The 16,650-nt window shown below is 61.5% G+C and carries 15 protein-coding genes; all 15 read right to left on the bottom strand.

What is annotated here, in order from left to right; translation table 11 throughout:
• Positions 1 to 8: 8 nt before the first annotated feature.
• Positions 9 to 1,862 carry an NADH-quinone oxidoreductase subunit L gene (gene nuoL / locus BFQ00_RS14670; RefSeq protein WP_065894935.1) on the bottom strand — a complete coding sequence of 618 codons (1,854 nt, stop codon included), beginning with the start codon at positions 1,860 to 1,862 and terminating at the stop codon, positions 9 to 11.
• A complete protein-coding gene (nuoK, locus tag BFQ00_RS14665) occupies positions 1,859 to 2,167 on the bottom strand; it encodes an NADH-quinone oxidoreductase subunit NuoK (RefSeq protein ID WP_003174727.1) in 309 nt (102 codons plus the stop codon). Before nuoK ends, nuoL begins: the two co-directional genes overlap by 4 nt.
• 2 nt (positions 2,168 to 2,169) lie before the next feature.
• Positions 2,170 to 2,673 carry an NADH-quinone oxidoreductase subunit J gene (gene nuoJ / locus BFQ00_RS14660; RefSeq protein WP_065884950.1) on the bottom strand — a complete coding sequence of 168 codons (504 nt, stop codon included), beginning with the start codon at positions 2,671 to 2,673 and terminating at the stop codon, positions 2,170 to 2,172.
• 9 nt (positions 2,674 to 2,682) lie between these two features.
• A complete protein-coding gene (gene nuoI / locus BFQ00_RS14655) occupies positions 2,683 to 3,231 on the bottom strand; it encodes an NADH-quinone oxidoreductase subunit NuoI (RefSeq protein ID WP_003174725.1) in 549 nt (182 codons plus the stop codon).
• An 11-nt stretch (positions 3,232 to 3,242) separates the two neighbouring features.
• Positions 3,243 to 4,250 (bottom strand): NADH-quinone oxidoreductase subunit NuoH, encoded by a 1,008-nt coding sequence (gene nuoH / locus BFQ00_RS14650; protein ID WP_003192116.1) that lies wholly within the window; start codon positions 4,248 to 4,250, stop codon positions 3,243 to 3,245.
• Positions 4,247 to 6,961 (bottom strand): NADH-quinone oxidoreductase subunit NuoG, encoded by a 2,715-nt coding sequence (gene nuoG, locus BFQ00_RS14645; protein WP_065933915.1) that lies wholly within the window; start codon positions 6,959 to 6,961, stop codon positions 4,247 to 4,249. The genes nuoH and nuoG overlap by 4 nt, the downstream gene beginning before the upstream one ends.
• Before the next feature lie 136 nt (positions 6,962 to 7,097).
• The gene (gene nuoF, locus BFQ00_RS14640; RefSeq protein WP_065933914.1) at positions 7,098 to 8,456 is read right to left on the bottom strand and encodes an NADH-quinone oxidoreductase subunit NuoF; all 1,359 of its coding nucleotides are present in this window, start codon (positions 8,454 to 8,456) and stop codon (positions 7,098 to 7,100) included.
• Positions 8,453 to 8,950 (bottom strand): NADH-quinone oxidoreductase subunit NuoE, encoded by a 498-nt coding sequence (nuoE, locus tag BFQ00_RS14635; RefSeq protein WP_003232080.1) that lies wholly within the window; start codon positions 8,948 to 8,950, stop codon positions 8,453 to 8,455. Before nuoE ends, nuoF begins: the two co-directional genes overlap by 4 nt.
• Positions 8,951 to 8,952: 2 nt before the next feature.
• A complete protein-coding gene (nuoC, locus tag BFQ00_RS14630) occupies positions 8,953 to 10,737 on the bottom strand; it encodes an NADH-quinone oxidoreductase subunit C/D (protein WP_057721785.1) in 1,785 nt (594 codons plus the stop codon).
• A gap of 72 nt (positions 10,738 to 10,809) precedes the next feature.
• A complete protein-coding gene (locus BFQ00_RS14625) occupies positions 10,810 to 11,484 on the bottom strand; it encodes a NuoB/complex I 20 kDa subunit family protein (RefSeq protein WP_003174719.1) in 675 nt (224 codons plus the stop codon).
• 10 nt (positions 11,485 to 11,494) lie between these two features.
• Positions 11,495 to 11,908 carry an NADH-quinone oxidoreductase subunit A gene (locus BFQ00_RS14620; protein WP_003192109.1) on the bottom strand — a complete coding sequence of 138 codons (414 nt, stop codon included), beginning with the start codon at positions 11,906 to 11,908 and terminating at the stop codon, positions 11,495 to 11,497.
• Positions 11,909 to 12,545: 637 nt separating this feature from the next.
• Positions 12,546 to 13,871, bottom strand: a complete 1,326-nt coding sequence (gene aceA / locus BFQ00_RS14615; RefSeq protein WP_025858968.1) for an isocitrate lyase — start codon at positions 13,869 to 13,871, stop codon at positions 12,546 to 12,548.
• 177 nt (positions 13,872 to 14,048) lie between these two features.
• A complete protein-coding gene (locus tag BFQ00_RS14610) occupies positions 14,049 to 14,786 on the bottom strand; it encodes a secretin N-terminal domain-containing protein (RefSeq protein ID WP_065884954.1) in 738 nt (245 codons plus the stop codon).
• Between the two features lie 211 nt (positions 14,787 to 14,997).
• Positions 14,998 to 15,420 (bottom strand): GNAT family N-acetyltransferase, encoded by a 423-nt coding sequence (locus BFQ00_RS14605; RefSeq protein WP_065884955.1) that lies wholly within the window; start codon positions 15,418 to 15,420, stop codon positions 14,998 to 15,000.
• Positions 15,413 to 16,579, bottom strand: coding sequence for a ribosomal protein uL16 3-hydroxylase (locus BFQ00_RS14600; protein WP_065933913.1), 1,167 nt, complete (start codon positions 16,577 to 16,579; stop codon positions 15,413 to 15,415). Before BFQ00_RS14600 ends, BFQ00_RS14605 begins: the two co-directional genes overlap by 8 nt.
• Positions 16,580 to 16,650 lie beyond the last annotated feature (71 nt).

The following is a 16,650-nucleotide window of genomic DNA, read 5'->3' as shown; positions in this document are numbered from 1 at the left end:
GTTCATAGTCATACCGCCACCACCACGATGGCGCCGATCACCAGCACGGCACCGGCCGCCATGGACGCTGCGTACCAACGCAACTGGCCGGTCTCGCTGCGGCTCAGGGCGGTGTGACCGGCCTTGGCGGCGCGCGGGATCAGACCGATGGTCTGGTCGAGCGGGTCTTTGCGCAGCACGTGGCTGATCGCAAGGTAAGGTTTGACGAACAGTTTGTCGTAGATCCAGTCGAAGCCCCAGGCGGCGAACCACCAGGCCGAGAGGAAACGGCCAATGCCACTGTTGGCCACGGCGGTTACCAGGCGACGCTTGCCGAGGAACAGCAGGGCCGCGAGCAGGATACCGGCGATGGCGATGGCGCCCGAGGCGATTTCCAGGCTGTGCTTGTCGGCGCCGCCGGCATGGCCGACGCTTTGCGGCAGTACACCGGCCAATGGCGGGGTGATCAGCGCGCCGATGAACGTCGACAGGATGATCAGCACCGACAACGGCAGCCAGTGCGAGATGCCGTGGCCTGCGTGGGCTTCGGTCTTGGCTTCACCGTGGAAGGTGATGAAGATCAGGCGGAAGGTGTACAGCGAGGTCATGAACGCACCCACCAGGCCTGCATACAGCAGGTTATGGTTACCGCTGGCAAACGCTTCCCAGAGGATTTCGTCCTTGGAGTAGAAGCCTGCGGTCACCAGCGGCAGGGCGGCCAGGGCGGCACCACCGACGATGAAGCTGGCGTAGGCCAGTGGCAGCTTCTTCCACAGGCCACCCATCTTGAAGATGTTCTGCTCGTGGTGGCAGGCAACGATCACCGCACCGGAAGCAAGGAACAGCAGGGCCTTGAAGAAGGCGTGGGTCATCAGGTGGAAGATCGCCGCGTCCCAGGCGCCGACGCCCAGGGCCAGGAACATGTAGCCGATCTGGCTCATGGTCGAGTAGGCGAGGATACGCTTGATGTCGGTTTGGACCAGCGCGGCGAAGCCGGCCAGTACCAGGGTCACGCCGCCGACGATGCCGACCAGGTGCAGGATGTCCGGCGCCAGGGTGAACAGGCCGTGTGTACGGGCAATCAGGTAGACACCGGCGGTGACCATGGTCGCGGCGTGGATCAGTGCCGACACCGGGGTAGGACCGGCCATCGCATCCGCCAGCCAGGTCTGCAGTGGCAGTTGCGCGGATTTACCCACGGCGCCGCCCAGCAGCATCAGGGTCGCCAGGGTGATCCAGAAATCGCCGACCTGGAATTTCTGCGGTGCCAGCACCAGCAGTTCCTGGATGTTCAGCGTGCCCACCTGTTGGAACAGAATGAACAGGCCGATGGCCATGAACACGTCGCCGATCCGCGTGACGATAAACGCCTTGAGTGCCGCGTTACCGTTGTTGCGGTTGCTGTAGTAGAAACCGATCAACAGGTACGAGCACAGGCCCACGCCTTCCCAGCCGAAGTACAGGAACAACAGGTTATCGCCGAGCACCAGGAACAGCATGCTGGCGATAAACAGGTTGGTGTACGAGAAGAAGCGCGAGTAGCCCGCTTCACCGCGCATGTACCAGGACGCGAACAGGTGGATCAGGAAGCCCACACCCACCACCACGCCGAGCATGGTGATCGACAGGCCGTCGACATAGAGGGCGAAGTTGGGCTTGAAGCCCTCCACCGACATCCACTGCCACAGCACCAGGGTGTAGTGACCGCCTTCCGGCGGCGCCACGTTGAATTGCCAGATGACGTAGGCGGCAACGATGGCCGACAAGCCAATCGAGCCTACGCCGATCAGGGCCGAGAGGTTCTCCGACCAGCGTCCGCGAGAGAACGACAGCAGCAGGAAACCGATCAGGGGAAATACGAAAGTCAGAAAGATCATGTTCATCCGCGCATCTCACTGGCAGCGTCGATATCAAGCGTGTGGAAGCGACGATACAGTTGCAGCAGGATCGCCAGGCCAATGCTGGCCTCGGCGGCTGCCAGGCTGATCACCAGGATGAACATGACTTGCCCATCCGGCTGGCCCCAACGTGCGCCTGCCACGATGAACGCCAGTGCCGCAGCGTTCATCATGATTTCCAGGCTCATCAACACGAACAGAATGTTACGGCGAACCATCAGGCCGACCAGGCCAAGGCAGAACAGGATGCCGGCGACCGCCAGACCATGCTCCAAGGGGATAGCAGGCATCGTCATTGCTCCTTGGCTTCGTTGCGGCCCAAGTGGAAGGCCGTGATGGCTGCGGCAAGCAGCAGCATCGAAGCCAGTTCGACCACCAGCAGGTACGGGCCGAACAGGCTGACGCCCACGGCTTTCGCGTCCACGGTGGTGTGGCCGATGGCCTGGCCGCTCTGGTGAGCGAACAGCACATACAGCAGTTCACCCAGCAGCAGGGCTGCGAGGACAACCGGGCCAAGCCAGATGCCGGGCTTGAGCCAGACGCGTTCCTGGGCGACCGAAGCCGGCCCCAGGTTGAGCATCATCACCACAAACACGAACAGCACCATGATGGCGCCGGCATAGGCGATCACTTCCAGTACACCGGCGAACGGTGCGCCGAGGGCAAAGAAGGTCATGGCCACGGCGATCAGCGAAATGATCAGGTAGAGCAGGGCGTGCACGGGGTTGGTGTTGGTGATCACGCGAAGCGTGGACACCACTGCAATACCCGATGCGAAATAGAAAGCGAATTCCATCTTTCTTCCTTAAGGCAGCAAGCTCTTCACGTTGATCGGCTCGGCTTCGTTTTGTGCGGCGCCTTTTGGCTTACCGGCAACGGCCATACCTGCAACACGATAGAAGTTGTAATCAGGGTTTTTACCGGGACCAGAGATCAGCAGATCTTCTTTCTCGTACACCAGGTCCTGACGTTTGAACTCGGCCATCTCGAAATCCGGTGTGAGCTGGATCGCGGTGGTCGGGCAAGCTTCCTCGCAGAGGCCGCAGAAAATGCAGCGCGAGAAGTTGATGCGGAAGAAGTCCGGGTACCAGCGACCGTCTTCGGTTTCAGCTTTCTGCAGGGAGATGCAACCTACCGGGCACGCCACGGCGCACAGGTTGCAGGCTACGCAACGCTCTTCGCCATCGGGGTCGCGGGTCAGTACGATGCGGCCGCGATAGCGCGGCGGCAGGTACACCGCCTCTTCCGGGTATTGCAGGGTGTCGCGTTTGCGAAAGCCGTGACCGAACACCATCACCAGGCTTCGCAACTGGGTACCGGTACCCTTAACGATGTCGCCAATATATTTGAACATGGGTCAAATCCTCACTGAACCGCGGCAGCCGGCGTGTTCAACAACACGACGGCAGCCGTCACCAGCAAATTGATCAGGGTCAGCGGCAGGCAGAATCTCCAGCTGAAATCCATCACCTGGTCATAGCGCGGGCGCGGAATCGAGGCGCGCAGCAGGATGAACAGCATGATGAAGAACGCGGTCTTCAGGAAGAACCAGAAGAAGGCCAACTGCGGCAGGATGCCGAACGGGCCGTGCCAGCCGCCGAAGAACAGCGTGACCAGCAGGGCCGAGATCAAGATGATGCCGATGTACTCACCGACGAAGAACATGCCCCACTTCATGCCGGCATATTCAATGTGGTAACCGTCGGCCAGTTCCTGTTCCGCTTCCGGCTGGTCGAAGGGGTGACGGTGAGTCACGGCCACGCCCGCGATGAAGAAGGTACAGAAGCCAAAGAACTGCGGAATGATGAACCACAGGTTCTGCGCCTGGTACTCGACGATGTCGCGCATGTTGAACGAGCCAACCTGCACCACGATGCCCATCAGTGCCAGGCCCATGAACACTTCATAGGAGACGGTTTGCGCCGAGGCACGCAGGCTGCCCAGCAGGGCGAACTTGTTGTTACTTGCCCAGCCGGCGAACAGCACCGCATACACCGACAAACCGGCCATGGCGAAGAAGAACAGCAGGCCGATGTTCAGGTCCGCGACGCCCCAGGTCGGGGTGATCGGGATGATCGCGAAGGCGATCAGCAAGGCGCTCATGGCCACGACCGGCGCCAGGGTGAAGATCACCTTGTCGGCGAACGGCGGGGTCCAGTCTTCCTTGAAGAACATCTTCAGCATGTCGGCGGCGATCTGGAACATGCCGAACGGGCCGACGCGGTTCGGACCGTAACGGTCCTGCCACCAGCCCAGCAGGCGACGTTCGACGAAGCTGAGCAGGGCGCCCGCGACGACCACGGCCAACAGGATCACGATGGCCTTGACCACCGAGATGATCACGTCGATCACTTCAGGAGTGAACCAAGTCATTGCGCTGCCTCCTGCAGACCGTCAACGGTGTGGCCAAAGATCGCTGGAGGAATCCCGGCGAGGCCTTTTGGCAGTGCAACCAGGCCGGCGCCCAGCTCGTCGTTGATGCGCAGCGGCAGACGCAGGGTCTGGCCGGCCACGCTCAGGCTGAGCAGGGCACCGTCGTTGACGCCCAGGCGGTCGGCTTCGGACTTGGCCAGCGACACGTAGGCTGCGGGGATGCGTTCTTGAACCGGCGCGGCCTTGGAAGAGGTTTCTTCGCTGCCGAACAGGTGGAAGAACGGCACGACCTGCCAGGTGCCCGGCGCCGGGTTGAACGGACGCGGTACCGCCGCGAACCAGTTCAGCGAATCGCCGCTGCTTTCGATCAGGCGGGTGCCCGGGTCGCCCGCGCGGATGTGACCACCAACTTCGTCCTGGAACTTGTTCCAGGCCTGCGGCGAGTTCCAGCCCGGCGACCAGGCAAACGGCACCTGCTGTCGCGGCTCGGCCGACCCCGAATAACCTTCCATGGAGAAGGCGAACGCGGTGTCGATGTCTTGCGGGGTACGCGGTTCGTGCACGCTGATATCAGCACGCATGGCGGTACGCCCGGAGTAGCGCAGCGGTTCACGGGCCAGTTTCAAGCCCTTGATACGGAACGCGGCGGACGGTGCAGCGTCGACGATGCGGGCCAACTGCGGCGCGCTCGCAGCGGTGGCTGCGGTGACGTGGTCGAGCTGGGTCCAGTCAATCGGCTGGTTCAGCAGGGTGGCGCGCAGGGCATGCAGCCAACGCCAGCCTTCGTGCACCAGGATGCTGGCATCCATGTACTTCGGATCGAACACCTGGAAGAAGCGCTGGGCGCGGCCTTCCTGGCTGACCAGGGTACCGTCGCCTTCGGCGAAGGTGGCGGCTGGCAGCACCAGGTCGGCACGCTCGCTGGTAGCGGTCTTCTGGTGGTCGGCGACGATCAGCACCTTGGCGGCGTTGAGTGCAGCGTCAACCTTGGCCGCAGCGGTGCGGGTGTACAGGTCGTTTTCCAGCACGACGATGGCGTCGGCATTGCCGTCGATCACCGCTTGCAGCGCGGCATCCACGGACTCGCCGCCAAGCATGGCCAGGCCGAGGCTGTTGGCTTCCGGAACGACCAGGCTGATGGAGCCGTTCTTGTCGCGCAGTTTCAGGGCCTTGGCGATGTTGGCGGCGGCTTCGATCAGCGCCTTGGAACCCAACGAGGTGCCGGCAATGATCAAGGGGCGCTTGGCTGCCAGCAGGGCGTCGGCAATACGCTGAGCCAACTCGACAGCTTCAGCGTCCAGGCCTTCAACGGCCGGCGCGCTGGCGTCGAGGGCGTGGGCCACGGCGAAACCGAGGCGGGCCAGGTCGTCCGGCGCGGCGTGGACGCATTCTTCGGCGATATCGTCGAGCTTGGTTTCAGCCAGGGAGGCGATAAACAGCGGGTTCAGCGCGTGCTGGCCGATGTTTTTCACCGCCGCGTCAAGCCACGGCTGTACGCGCATGGCGTCGGCCATTTCCTCGGCCTTGCCTTTGACCGATTGGCGCAGCGACAACGCGATACGCGCAGCGGTCTGGGTCAGGTCTTCACCGAGCACGAAGATCGCATCGTGGTCTTCGATGTCGCGCATGTTCGGTACCGGCAGCGGGCTGTCGTTCAGCACTTGCAGGACCAGGCGGATACGCTCCAGCTCACCGGCTTCAATGCCGCTGTAGAAATGCTCGGCGCCGACCAGTTCGCGCAACGCGAAGTTGCTTTCGAGGCTGGCGCGGGGCGAACCGATACCGACGATATTACGCCCGCGCAACAGGTCGGCGGCTTTATCCAGCGCCGCGTCCAGGCTCAGCTTGGCGCCATCGGCCAGCAGTGGCTGGCGTGGGCGGTCTTCACGGTTGACGTAGCCATAGCCGAAACGGCCACGGTCGCACAGGAAGTACTGGTTGACCGAACCGTTGAAGCGGTTTTCGATACGACGCAGTTCACCGTAGCGCTCGCCCGGGGAGATGTTGCAACCGCTGGAGCAGCCGTGGCAGATGCTCGGGGCGAACTGCATGTCCCACTTGCGGTTGTAGCGCTCGGAGTGAGTCTTGTCGGTGAACACACCGGTCGGGCAGACCTCGGTGAGGTTGCCGGAGAATTCGCTTTCGAGCACGCCGTCTTCAACGCGACCGAAGTACACGTTGTCGTGGGCGCCGAACACGCCCAGGTCGGTGCCGCCGGCGTAGTCTTTATAGAAGCGCACGCAGCGGTAGCAGGCGATGCAGCGGTTCATTTCGTGGGAAATGAACGGGCCGAGGTCCTGGTTCTGGTGGGTGCGCTTGGTGAAGCGATAACGGCGCTCGTTGTGGCCGGTCATCACCGTCATGTCTTGCAGGTGGCAATGACCGCCTTCCTCACAGACCGGGCAGTCGTGGGGGTGGTTGGTCATCAGCCATTCGACCACGCTGGCGCGGAACGCCTTGGATTCTTCATCGTCGATGGAGATCCAGGTGTTGTCGGTGGCTGGGGTCATGCAGGACATGACGATACGACCACGGGTGTCGTTCTCGTCGGTGTATTGCTTGACCGCACACTGGCGACAGGCACCGACGCTACCAAGCGCGGGGTGCCAGCAGAAATACGGGATGTCGAGGCCGAGTGACAGACATGCCTGTAACAGGTTGTCCGCCCCATCGACTTCGAGCGCTTTGCCGTCTACGTGGATAGTGGCCATGGTTCAAAGTTCTTCGTTGGCCCGTTGTCAGCGGGCGTGGCTAATGGAATCTTGTTATTCATGTGCATCAACACAGCCATCAAGGCGTCCGCACATGAGAAAAGCGAAGGGCACGGACCCTTCGCCTTTTTAAGCGTTACGCACCGACCATGGTCGGTGATACCACCTGAGTGAGTTCGCCCGCGCGGGTTGGCGCGATGCCGGCCTCGAATTCAGAGCGGAAGTATTTGATTGCGCTGCCCAATGGCTCCACGGCGCCCGGTGCGTGAGCACAGAAGGTCTTGCCTGGGCCAAGGAAACCCACCAGCCCGAGCAGGGTTTCGATATCACCCTCGCGGCCTTCGCCGTTTTCCAGGGCCATCAGCAGCTTCACGCTCCACGGCAGGCCGTCGCGGCATGGGGTGCAGAAACCGCAGGATTCACGGGCAAAGAACTGCTCCATGTTGCGCAGCAACGAGACCATGTTCACCGTGTTGTCCACCGCCATCGCCAGGCCGGTGCCCATCCGGGTGCCCACCTTGCCGATGCCGCCGGCATACATCTGTGCGTCGAGGTGCTCGGGCAGCAGGAAGCCGGTGCCGGCGCCGCCTGGCTGCCAGGCTTTCAAGGTGTAGCCGTCGCGCATGCCGCCGGCGTAGTCCTCGAACAGCTCGCGCGCGGTCACGCCGAACGGCAGTTCCCACAGGCCCGGGTTCTTGACCTTGCCGGAGAAGCCCATGAGCTTGGTGCCCATGTCTTCACTGCCTTCACGGGCCAACGATTTGTACCAGTCCACGCCGTCGGCGATGATCGCCGGCACGTTGCACAGGGTCTCGACGTTGTTCACGCAGGTCGGCTTGCCCCACACACCCACGGCGGCAGGGAAGGGCGGCTTGGAGCGCGGGTTGGCGCGGCGGCCTTCGAGGGAGTTGATCAGTGCGGTTTCTTCACCGCAGATATAGCGCCCGGCGCCGGTGTGCACGAACAGCTCGAAGTCGAAGCCCGAGCCCAGGATGTTCTTGCCCAGCAGGCCCGCCGCCTTGGCTTCGGCCACGGCACGGTTGAGGTGCTTGGCGGCGGTGGTGTATTCGCCGCGCAGGAAGATATAACCCCGGTAGGTTTTCAGCGCGCGGGCGCTGATCAGCATGCCTTCGATCAGCAGATGGGGCAGTTGCTCCATCAGCATGCGGTCTTTCCAGGTGTTGGGCTCCATTTCATCCGCGTTGCACAGCAGGTAGCGGATGTTGATGGATTCGTCTTTGGGCATCAGGCCCCACTTCACGCCCGTGGGGAAGCCTGCACCGCCACGGCCCTTGAGACCGGCGTCCTTGACGGTCTGGACGATATCGTCCTGGGCCATGTCGGCGAAGGCCTTGCGCGCGGCGGCGTAGCCGTTCTTGGCCTGGTATTCGTCAAGCCATACCGGCTCGCCGTCATCACGCAGGCGCCAGGTCAGCGGGTGGGTCTCGGCCGAACGCTTGATCAGGTTGGCCGGGCCGAAGGAAGTCAGGGTCATGGGTAGCCCTCGAGCAATTGGGTCACGCCAGCAGGCTGTACGTCACCGAATGTGTCGTCGTCGATCATCAACGCCGGCGCCTTGTCGCAGTTGCCCAGGCAGCACACCGGCAGCAGCGTGAAGCGGCCGTCGGCGGTGGTCTGGCCGAGGCCGATGCCCAGCTTGGCCTGGATCTCGCTGACCACGGACTCGTGGCCACCGATGTAGCAAACCATGCTGTCGCACACGCGAATGATGTGGCGGCCCACGGGCTGGCGGAAGATCTGGCTGTAGAACGTCGCCACGCCTTCAACGTCGCTGGCGGGGATGCCGAGGATTTCGCCGATGGCGTAGAGGGCGCCGTCCGGCACCCAGCCACGTTCCTTCTGGACGATCTTCAAGGCTTCGATCGACGCCGCGCGCGGGTCTTCGTAGTGATGCAACTCGTGCTCGATGGCCGAGCGCTCGGTTTCACTCAGGGTGAAACGGTCTGTCTGGATAAGCGTGCTGTTCATGCTTAGCGGTCCACGTCGGCCATAACGAAATCGATACTACCCAGGTACGCAATCAAGTCCGCGACCATCTCGCCTTTGATCACCGAAGGGATCTGCTGCAAGTGCGGGAAGCTTGGGGTACGAATCCGGGTGCGGTAGCTCATGGTGCCGCCATCGCTCGTCAGGTAATAACTGTTGATGCCCTTGGTCGCTTCAATCATCTGGAAGGACTCGTTGGCCGGCATCACCGGGCCCCACGAGACTTGCAGGAAGTGCGTGATCAGGGTCTCGATGTGCTGCAGCGTGCGCTCTTTGGGCGGCGGCGTGGTCAGCGGGTGATCCGCCTTGTACGGGCCGGCCGGCATGTTGCGCATGCACTGCTCGATGATCTTCAGGCTCTGGCGCATTTCTTCGACGCGCACGATGCAACGGTCGTAGGCGTCGCCATTGGCCGCCAGCGGCACTTCGAATTCGAAGTTCTGGTAGCCGGAGTACGGGCGTGCCTTGCGCAGGTCGAAGTCGCAACCGGTGGAACGCAGGCCGGCACCGGTGACGCCCCATTCCAGGGCCTCTTTGGTGTTGTATTGCGCGACGCCGATGGTACGGCCCTTGAGGATGCTGTTATCCAGGGCGGCCTTCTGGTACTCGTCCAGACGCTTGGGCATCCAGTCGATGAATTCCTTGACCAGGCGCTCCCAGCCGTTCGGCAGGTCGTGGGCCACGCCGCCGATGCGGTACCAGGCCGGGTGCAGGCGGAAACCGGTGACGGCTTCGATGACCTTGTAGGCGCGCTGGCGGTCGGTGAAGGTAAAGAACACCGGGGTCATGGCACCGACGTCCTGGATGTAGGTACCCAGGAACAGCAGGTGGCTGGTGATGCGGAAGAACTCGGCCATCATGATGCGGATGGTGTCGACGCGGTCCGGCACCTTGATACCGGCCAGCTTCTCGACGGAGAGCACGTACGGCAGGTTGTTCATCACGCCGCCGAGGTAGTCGATACGGTCGGTGTAGGGGATGAAGCTGTGCCAGGACTGTCGCTCGGCCATCTTTTCGGCGCCACGGTGGTGGTAGCCGATGTCCGGGACGCAGTCGACGATTTCCTCGCCGTCCAGTTGCAGGATGATACGAAAGGCACCGTGGGCCGAAGGGTGGTTCGGGCCCAGGTTGAGGAACATGTAGTCCTCGTTGGTGCCGGAACGCTTCATGCCCCAGTCTTCCGGACGGAAGCGCGCGGCCTCTTCTTCAAGCTGCTGCTTGGCGAGGGTCAGGCTGAACGGGTCGAATTCGGTGGCGCGGGCAGGGTAGTCCTTGCGCAGCGGGTGACCTTCCCAGGTCGGCGGCATCATGATGCGCGTCAGGTGCGGGTGGCCCGGGAAATCGATACCGAACATGTCCCACACTTCACGCTCGTACCAGCTGGCGTTCGGCCAGATACCGGTCACGGTCGGGACGCTCAGGTCGCTCTCGGAGAGGGCGACCTTGATCATCACGTCGCTGTTACGTTCCAGCGACATCAAGTGGTAGAACACGGTGAAATCGGCGCCGCTCGGCAGGCCCTGGCGCTTGGTGCGCAGACGCTCGTCCACGCCATGCAGGTCATAGAGCATGACGTACGGCTTGGGCAGGTTGCGCAGGAAGCTCAGGACTTCTACAAGCCTGGCACGCGCCACCCACAGCACCGGCATACCGGTGCGTGTGGCCTGGGCGGTGAAGGCATCAGGGCCAAAACGGTTATTGAGTTCGACAACCACATCCTGGTCGTCTGCCTTGTAAGGCGGGATATACAGAGCACTGCCTGTAGTCATGGTTTTTTATCGCTTTCGGTCAACGTAAAGAATGAAGCCAGGTTTTCGTTCTATAAAAAGAAGCGGGCTGGATCAGACTTCGTCGGGGCTGCGCAGGTTGGTGACTGCGATTCGCTGTTCGCGGCGCTGTTCCTTTTGGGACGGCATCTCGGCGCGGTACACACCTTGATCGCCGACGACCCAGGACAGTGGGCGACGCTCCTTGCCAATCGATTCCTGCAACAGCATCAAGCCTTGCAGGAATGCTTCGGGACGGGGCGGGCAGCCAGGCACGTAGACGTCCACGGGCAGGAACTTGTCCACCCCTTGAACGACGGAGTAGATGTCGTACATGCCACCGGAGTTGGCACACGAACCCATGGAGATCACCCATTTCGGTTCGAGCATTTGCTCATAGAGACGCTGGATGATCGGCGCCATCTTGATAAAGCAGGTACCGGCGATAACCATGAAATCCGCCTGGCGCGGCGATGCCCGGATAACCTCGGCGCCAAAGCGCGCGATGTCGTGGGGCGCCGTGAAAGCGGTGGTCATTTCCACGTAGCAGCACGAAAGGCCGAAGTTGTACGGCCACAGGGAGTTCTTACGCCCCCAGTTGACCGCGCCACTCAGCACGTCTTCCAGCTTGCCCATGTAGATGTTTTTGTGGACTTGGTCTTCTAACGGGTCGGAAACGGTTTCCCGTTCGCCGATGGGGTACTGCTCGTTAGGAGCATCCGGGTCGATCCTGGTGAGATTGTATTGCATCGCCAAAGCCTCATTGTTTCAGCTTCGCTTGCCGCTTGCGACGAGCTTCCGGAGCCCAGTCAAGGGCGCCCACTCGGAACAGGTAGACAAGACCTGCCAACAGAATTGCTATGAAAACGAGAGCTTCGACGAATCCGGTCCAGCCGCTTTCGCGGACGGACACAGACCAGGCAAAGAGAAAGAGGGCTTCGATATCGAAGATCACGAAGAGCATCGCGACCAGATAGAATTTGGCTGAGAGCCGCAAGCGGGCGCCACCTGTAGGTAGCATGCCGGACTCGAACGGTTCGTTTTTGCTGCGACCCCAGGCTTTTGACCCGAGGAGGCTGGAGACGCCGAGCATGAAGGCGCAAAGCCCCACAACACCGAGGAGGAAAATGGCAAAGCCCCAGTTGTGGGCCATGAGTCCTGTCGCGTCGGTCATGCTGGAAATCCTTAACAGAGAGCAAAGGTCTCTGAGCTCGAAAAAGTCACGATGCAGTGACGATATGTCGCACTGCAATCAATCGCGGTGATTTTATGGCTAAACACCGGGCAAGTAAAATTCCTGTGGCGAAATTATTCGGCGGAATAAGCACATAGTGCACCTTTATAGGGCTGTAGCCCTTGCAGGGCGGGCATTAGCGGGCTTTTTATCAAATGTGTTTTGTTTAAGTGGTATCGAAGTTTTCTCATTCCAAATGATAATGAATATTGTTTGCGTGGGGTTTAAGCGAATGTTTCTCGTGTAGCGGGGTAAGTTGCCGTTACTTGGTTGAGTGTCGCTTAGTTATGGGTGCGCATCTTTTAACTGATTTGATCCGGGCGGACACCGCTCTGGATCAATGTTTTGCGCAAAATCCATTGTGGGAGGGGGCTTGCCCCCGATTGCCGAGTGTCAGTCAGCACATCGGTTGCTGGCCCACAGCTATCGGGGGCAAGCCCCCTCCCACATGGGATTCGTGGTGCATCAGTAGATTATGTGCAGGCAAAAAAACGCCCCGAACCAGTCGGGGCGTGATGGCTGTGCGGCACTGCGGTTAGGTCTTCCCTGGGGCCGCAGTGGCCGTGTACTCAGTCACTCAGTGGAACTGCTCTTCCTCGGTCGAACCGGTCAGCGCGGTCACGGACGAGGTGCCGCCCTGGATCACGGTGGTCATGTCGTCGAAGTAGCCGGTGCCCACTTCCTGCTGGTGCGCCACGAAGGTGTAGCCTTTGGCGGCGTCAGCGAATTCCTGCTCCTGCAGCTTCACGTAGGCGGTCATGTCGTTGCGGGCGTAGTCGTGCGCCAGGTTGAACATGCTGTGCCACATGTTGTGAATGCCGGCCAGGGTGATGAACTGGTGTTTGTAGCCCATGGCGGACAGCTCGCGCTGGAACTTGGCGATGGTCGCGTCGTCCAGGTTCTTCTTCCAGTTGAAGGAAGGCGAGCAGTTGTAGGACAGCAGTTGGTCCGGGTATTCCTTCTTGATCGCTTCGGCGAAGCGACGCGCTTCGTCCAGGTCCGGCTTGGCGGTTTCGCACCAGATCAGGTCGGCGTACGGCGCGTAGGCCAGGCCACGGGCGATCGCCTGGTCGAGACCGGCGCGCACTTTATAGAAACCTTCCTGGGTGCGTTCGCCGGTGACGAATGGCTGGTCGTACGGATCGCAGTCCGAAGTCAGCAGGTCAGCGGCGTTGGCATCGGTGCGCGCCAGGATGATGGTTGGCGTGCCGGCAACGTCAGCGGCCAAGCGTGCGGCGGTCAGCTTCTGTACGGCTTCCTGGGTCGGAACCAGCACCTTGCCGCCCATGTGGCCGCATTTTTTCACCGACGCCAGCTGGTCTTCAAAGTGCACGCCGGCGGCGCCCGCCTCGATCATGCTCTTCATCAGTTCGTAGGCGTTGAGTACGCCGCCGAAACCGGCTTCGGCGTCGGCCACGATAGGCGCGAAGTAGTCGATGTAGCCTTCGTCGCCCGGACCTTTACCGGCTTTCCACTGGATCTGGTCGGCACGCCGGAACGAGTTGTTGATGCGCTTGACCACGGTCGGCACGGAGTCCACCGGGTACAGCGATTGGTCGGGGTACATGGATTCAGCGGAGTTGTTGTCCGCGGCCACTTGCCAGCCGGACAGGTAAATCGCCTGGATACCGGCTTTTACCTGCTGCACTGCCTGGCCGCCAGTGAGGGCGCCCATGCAGTTGACGAAATCTTTGTCGGGACGGAAGGACGGCTTGGCACCCTGGGTGACCAGGTTCCACAGCTTCTCGGCGCCGAGTTTTGCGAAGGTGTGCTCAGGTTGGACCGAGCCACGCAGGCGGACGACGTCAGCAGCGGAATAAGCGCGGGTCACGCCTTTCCAGCGTGGGTTTTCAGCCCAGTCTTTTTCAAGGGCTGCAATTTGCTGTTCGCGTGTCAGTGCCATGTAGTTAAACCTCGTCGTCGCGTCTTGTAGGGTTCGAAGGCCCTTGCCAGGGCCCTTGATTAGCGGGAGCGAGGCCATCATGCACAGCCTTTTTGGGGTCGTCAAATGTTTTGTAGTGCTTTTTTTCAGGCACTACATATTTAGTCTAATACGACTCGCCAGTCAGTTTTTGGTGCTTCAGTTCAGCGTGTCGACCTTGACCCGCACCGTCAGGTCATCGCGGCCCTGAGTAGCGTAGCTGCGGGTTGTAGAGGATTTATCGGCCTGGGTCTCACGGTTGATGCCGGCCAGGGAAATCCATTCGCCCAGGCGGCCGCTGACAGTTGTGTCGGTACTTTGTACGTTCACTACATCGGGACGTTCCTGGCTCATGCGGTCACGATTGGTACTGATGGCCAGGTGAACGGTCTCGCCGGTGACGCTGGCGGTCACGTAGAAACCCTGGGTGACGTTGCGATACTGGGTCTGGTTCTGCAGGCGACCGTAGCTGTCCTGCTGGGTGGTGGTCAGCGGTACGCTCTGGCCGACCTGGATCAGTGCCGGCACGCCTTCGCTGGCCTGGATCTGCTGGACGCCGCCGTCGCGGCTGGTGGTGCCGTAGCTGATGATACGGGTCTGGCTGTCGCCGCTGGCCTGCTGGTTGTTTTCATTGGTGTCGACGGTGATCAGCAGGCGCTTGGCCGGGGTGTCGAGTTGAGCGAGCAGGGTGCGCAGGCCTTCGATCTTTGCCGGCGCCGCGTTGACGATGAGCTGGTTGCCATAGGCACTCACGGTGCCGTCCTTGCCGATAAAGTTCTGCGCCACGGGCAGCAGGTCGGCGCTGGTGCGGTTACTCAGGTTGACCACTTCGGTGTCGGCCATGGCCGATGCGCTGGCGGCCAGGAGGAGGGCGGTGAGCAGGGTGCGTAGGGACATGTCCGTTATCTCTGCAATTCATTTAGTGCCAGTTTGTCGGCCCGGCGGGTCGCAAGTTGAATATCAGACAGCAAAATGCCCTGGCAAGGCAGGGCATTTTGTGGTGTTGCTGAAATAGCTATCGGGGGCAAGCCCCCTCCCACACTTGATGATGTACTCGGTCAAAATGTGGGAGGGGGCTTGCCCCCGATAGCCGCGACGCGGTCCCGGATCAGTCCCCGCGCACCATATCCACATGCGGAATCCCGACTTCAAGAAACTCATCACTGACAATCTTGAAACCCAGCCGCTCGTAGAACGGCGCCGCATAGACCTGCGCACTGAGGAATTGCCGGCTCTGGCCGCGCTTCTCGGCCACGCCGATCACCGCTTCCATCAGCTTGTCGCCGACCTTCAGCCCGCGCCAGTCCTTGAGTACCGACACGCGGCCGATCTCGCCGCTGGGCAGCAGCCGCGCGGTGCCAATCGGGAAATCACCTTCGAACGCCAGAAAGTGCATCGCACCGGCGTCGTCCGCGTCCCATTCCAGCTCGGGGGGAACCGATTGTTCAGCGATGAATACCGCTTCACGAATGCGCCGAATCTCGTCGATATCCTTTCGCCAGTCCGCGACACTTACGTGAATCCTATTCATCCGCAAACCCCAGGCTGCCTTGCTTGACCAGTTCGCACAGCAGGTCGCGGCCGTCTTCGTCGGCCAGCCAGGCGCCGAGGTTCTCGCTGTGCAGGGCGTCTGCCGAGCACACCAGTTTCAACAGTTCGCGCAGTTTGCCCGGCAGGTAACGGCTCTGGCCGCTGGCGAACAGCAACACGTCGTCGTCCACTTCCGACCAGGCCAGGCGCGCACTCGGGTTGCGCACCAGGATCGCGCCGTCTTGCAGGCTGCTGATGAAGTCGTCCTCGCCCAGCTCTTCGCCTGCCACCAACTCCGGGTAGCGCGGTTCGGTCATGAACTGGCCGAACCAGGTCAGCAGCATGCGCTCGTCGCTCATGTGCTCGGCCAGCAGGCTCTTGAGGCGATCCAGCGCATCGCTCTGAATCTGATGCGGGTCGCTGACCGGCTGGGCGTCGGCATCGGTGTAGCGCTCTTCGTCGGTCAGGTACTGGCTGAGGAAGTCGGTGAAGTGGGTCAGCACCTCGGCAGCGCTCGGCGCACGGAAGCCTACCGAGTAGGTCATGCAGTCGTCTTCGGCAATGCCGAAATGCGCCAGGCGCGGCGGCAGGTAAAGCATGTCGCCCGGTTCGAGGACCCATTCGGCGCTTTCTTCGAATTCGGCGAGGATGCGCAGGTCGGCGTGCTGCAGCAGCGGGCTTTCAGAGTTGCACATCTGGCCGATTTTCCAGTTGCGCTTGCCCTGGGCTTGCAGCAGGAACACATCGTAGTTGTCGAAGTGCGGGCCGACGCTGCCACCCTGTGCGGCGAAGCTGATCATCACATCATCGATGCGCCAGCTTGGCAGGAAGCGAAAGTGCTCGAGCAGCTCGGCGACTTCCGGCACGAACTGATCCACTGCCTGTACCAGCAGGGTCCATTCACGCTCGGGCAGGGTGCTGAAGGCGTCTTCGGCGAACGGGCCGCGACGCAGTTCCCACGGACGTTCGCCGTGTTCGATCACCAGGCGCGACTCGACTTCTTCTTCCAGGGCCAGGCCGGCCAGTTCGTCGGCGTCGATCGGGCTTTCGAAGTCGGGGATGGCCTGGCGGATCAGCAGCGGTTTCTTCTGCCAGTAGTCGCGCAGGAATTCCCGTGCCGTGATGCCGCCCAGAAGTTGAAGAGGGATATCAGGATTCATGTGTAACCTATTGAAAAAAAGCACTTTTAAGACAGGAATAAAAACGCCCGGCGCGGCCGGGCGTCTCAAAG

Source organism: Pseudomonas sp. 28 E 9, from assembly GCF_900004785.1.
Lineage (GTDB): Bacteria > Pseudomonadota > Gammaproteobacteria > Pseudomonadales > Pseudomonadaceae > Aquipseudomonas > Aquipseudomonas orientalis_A.
Note: the sequence above shows the minus strand (reverse complement) of the source record. Positions and strands in the feature narration are given on the sequence as shown.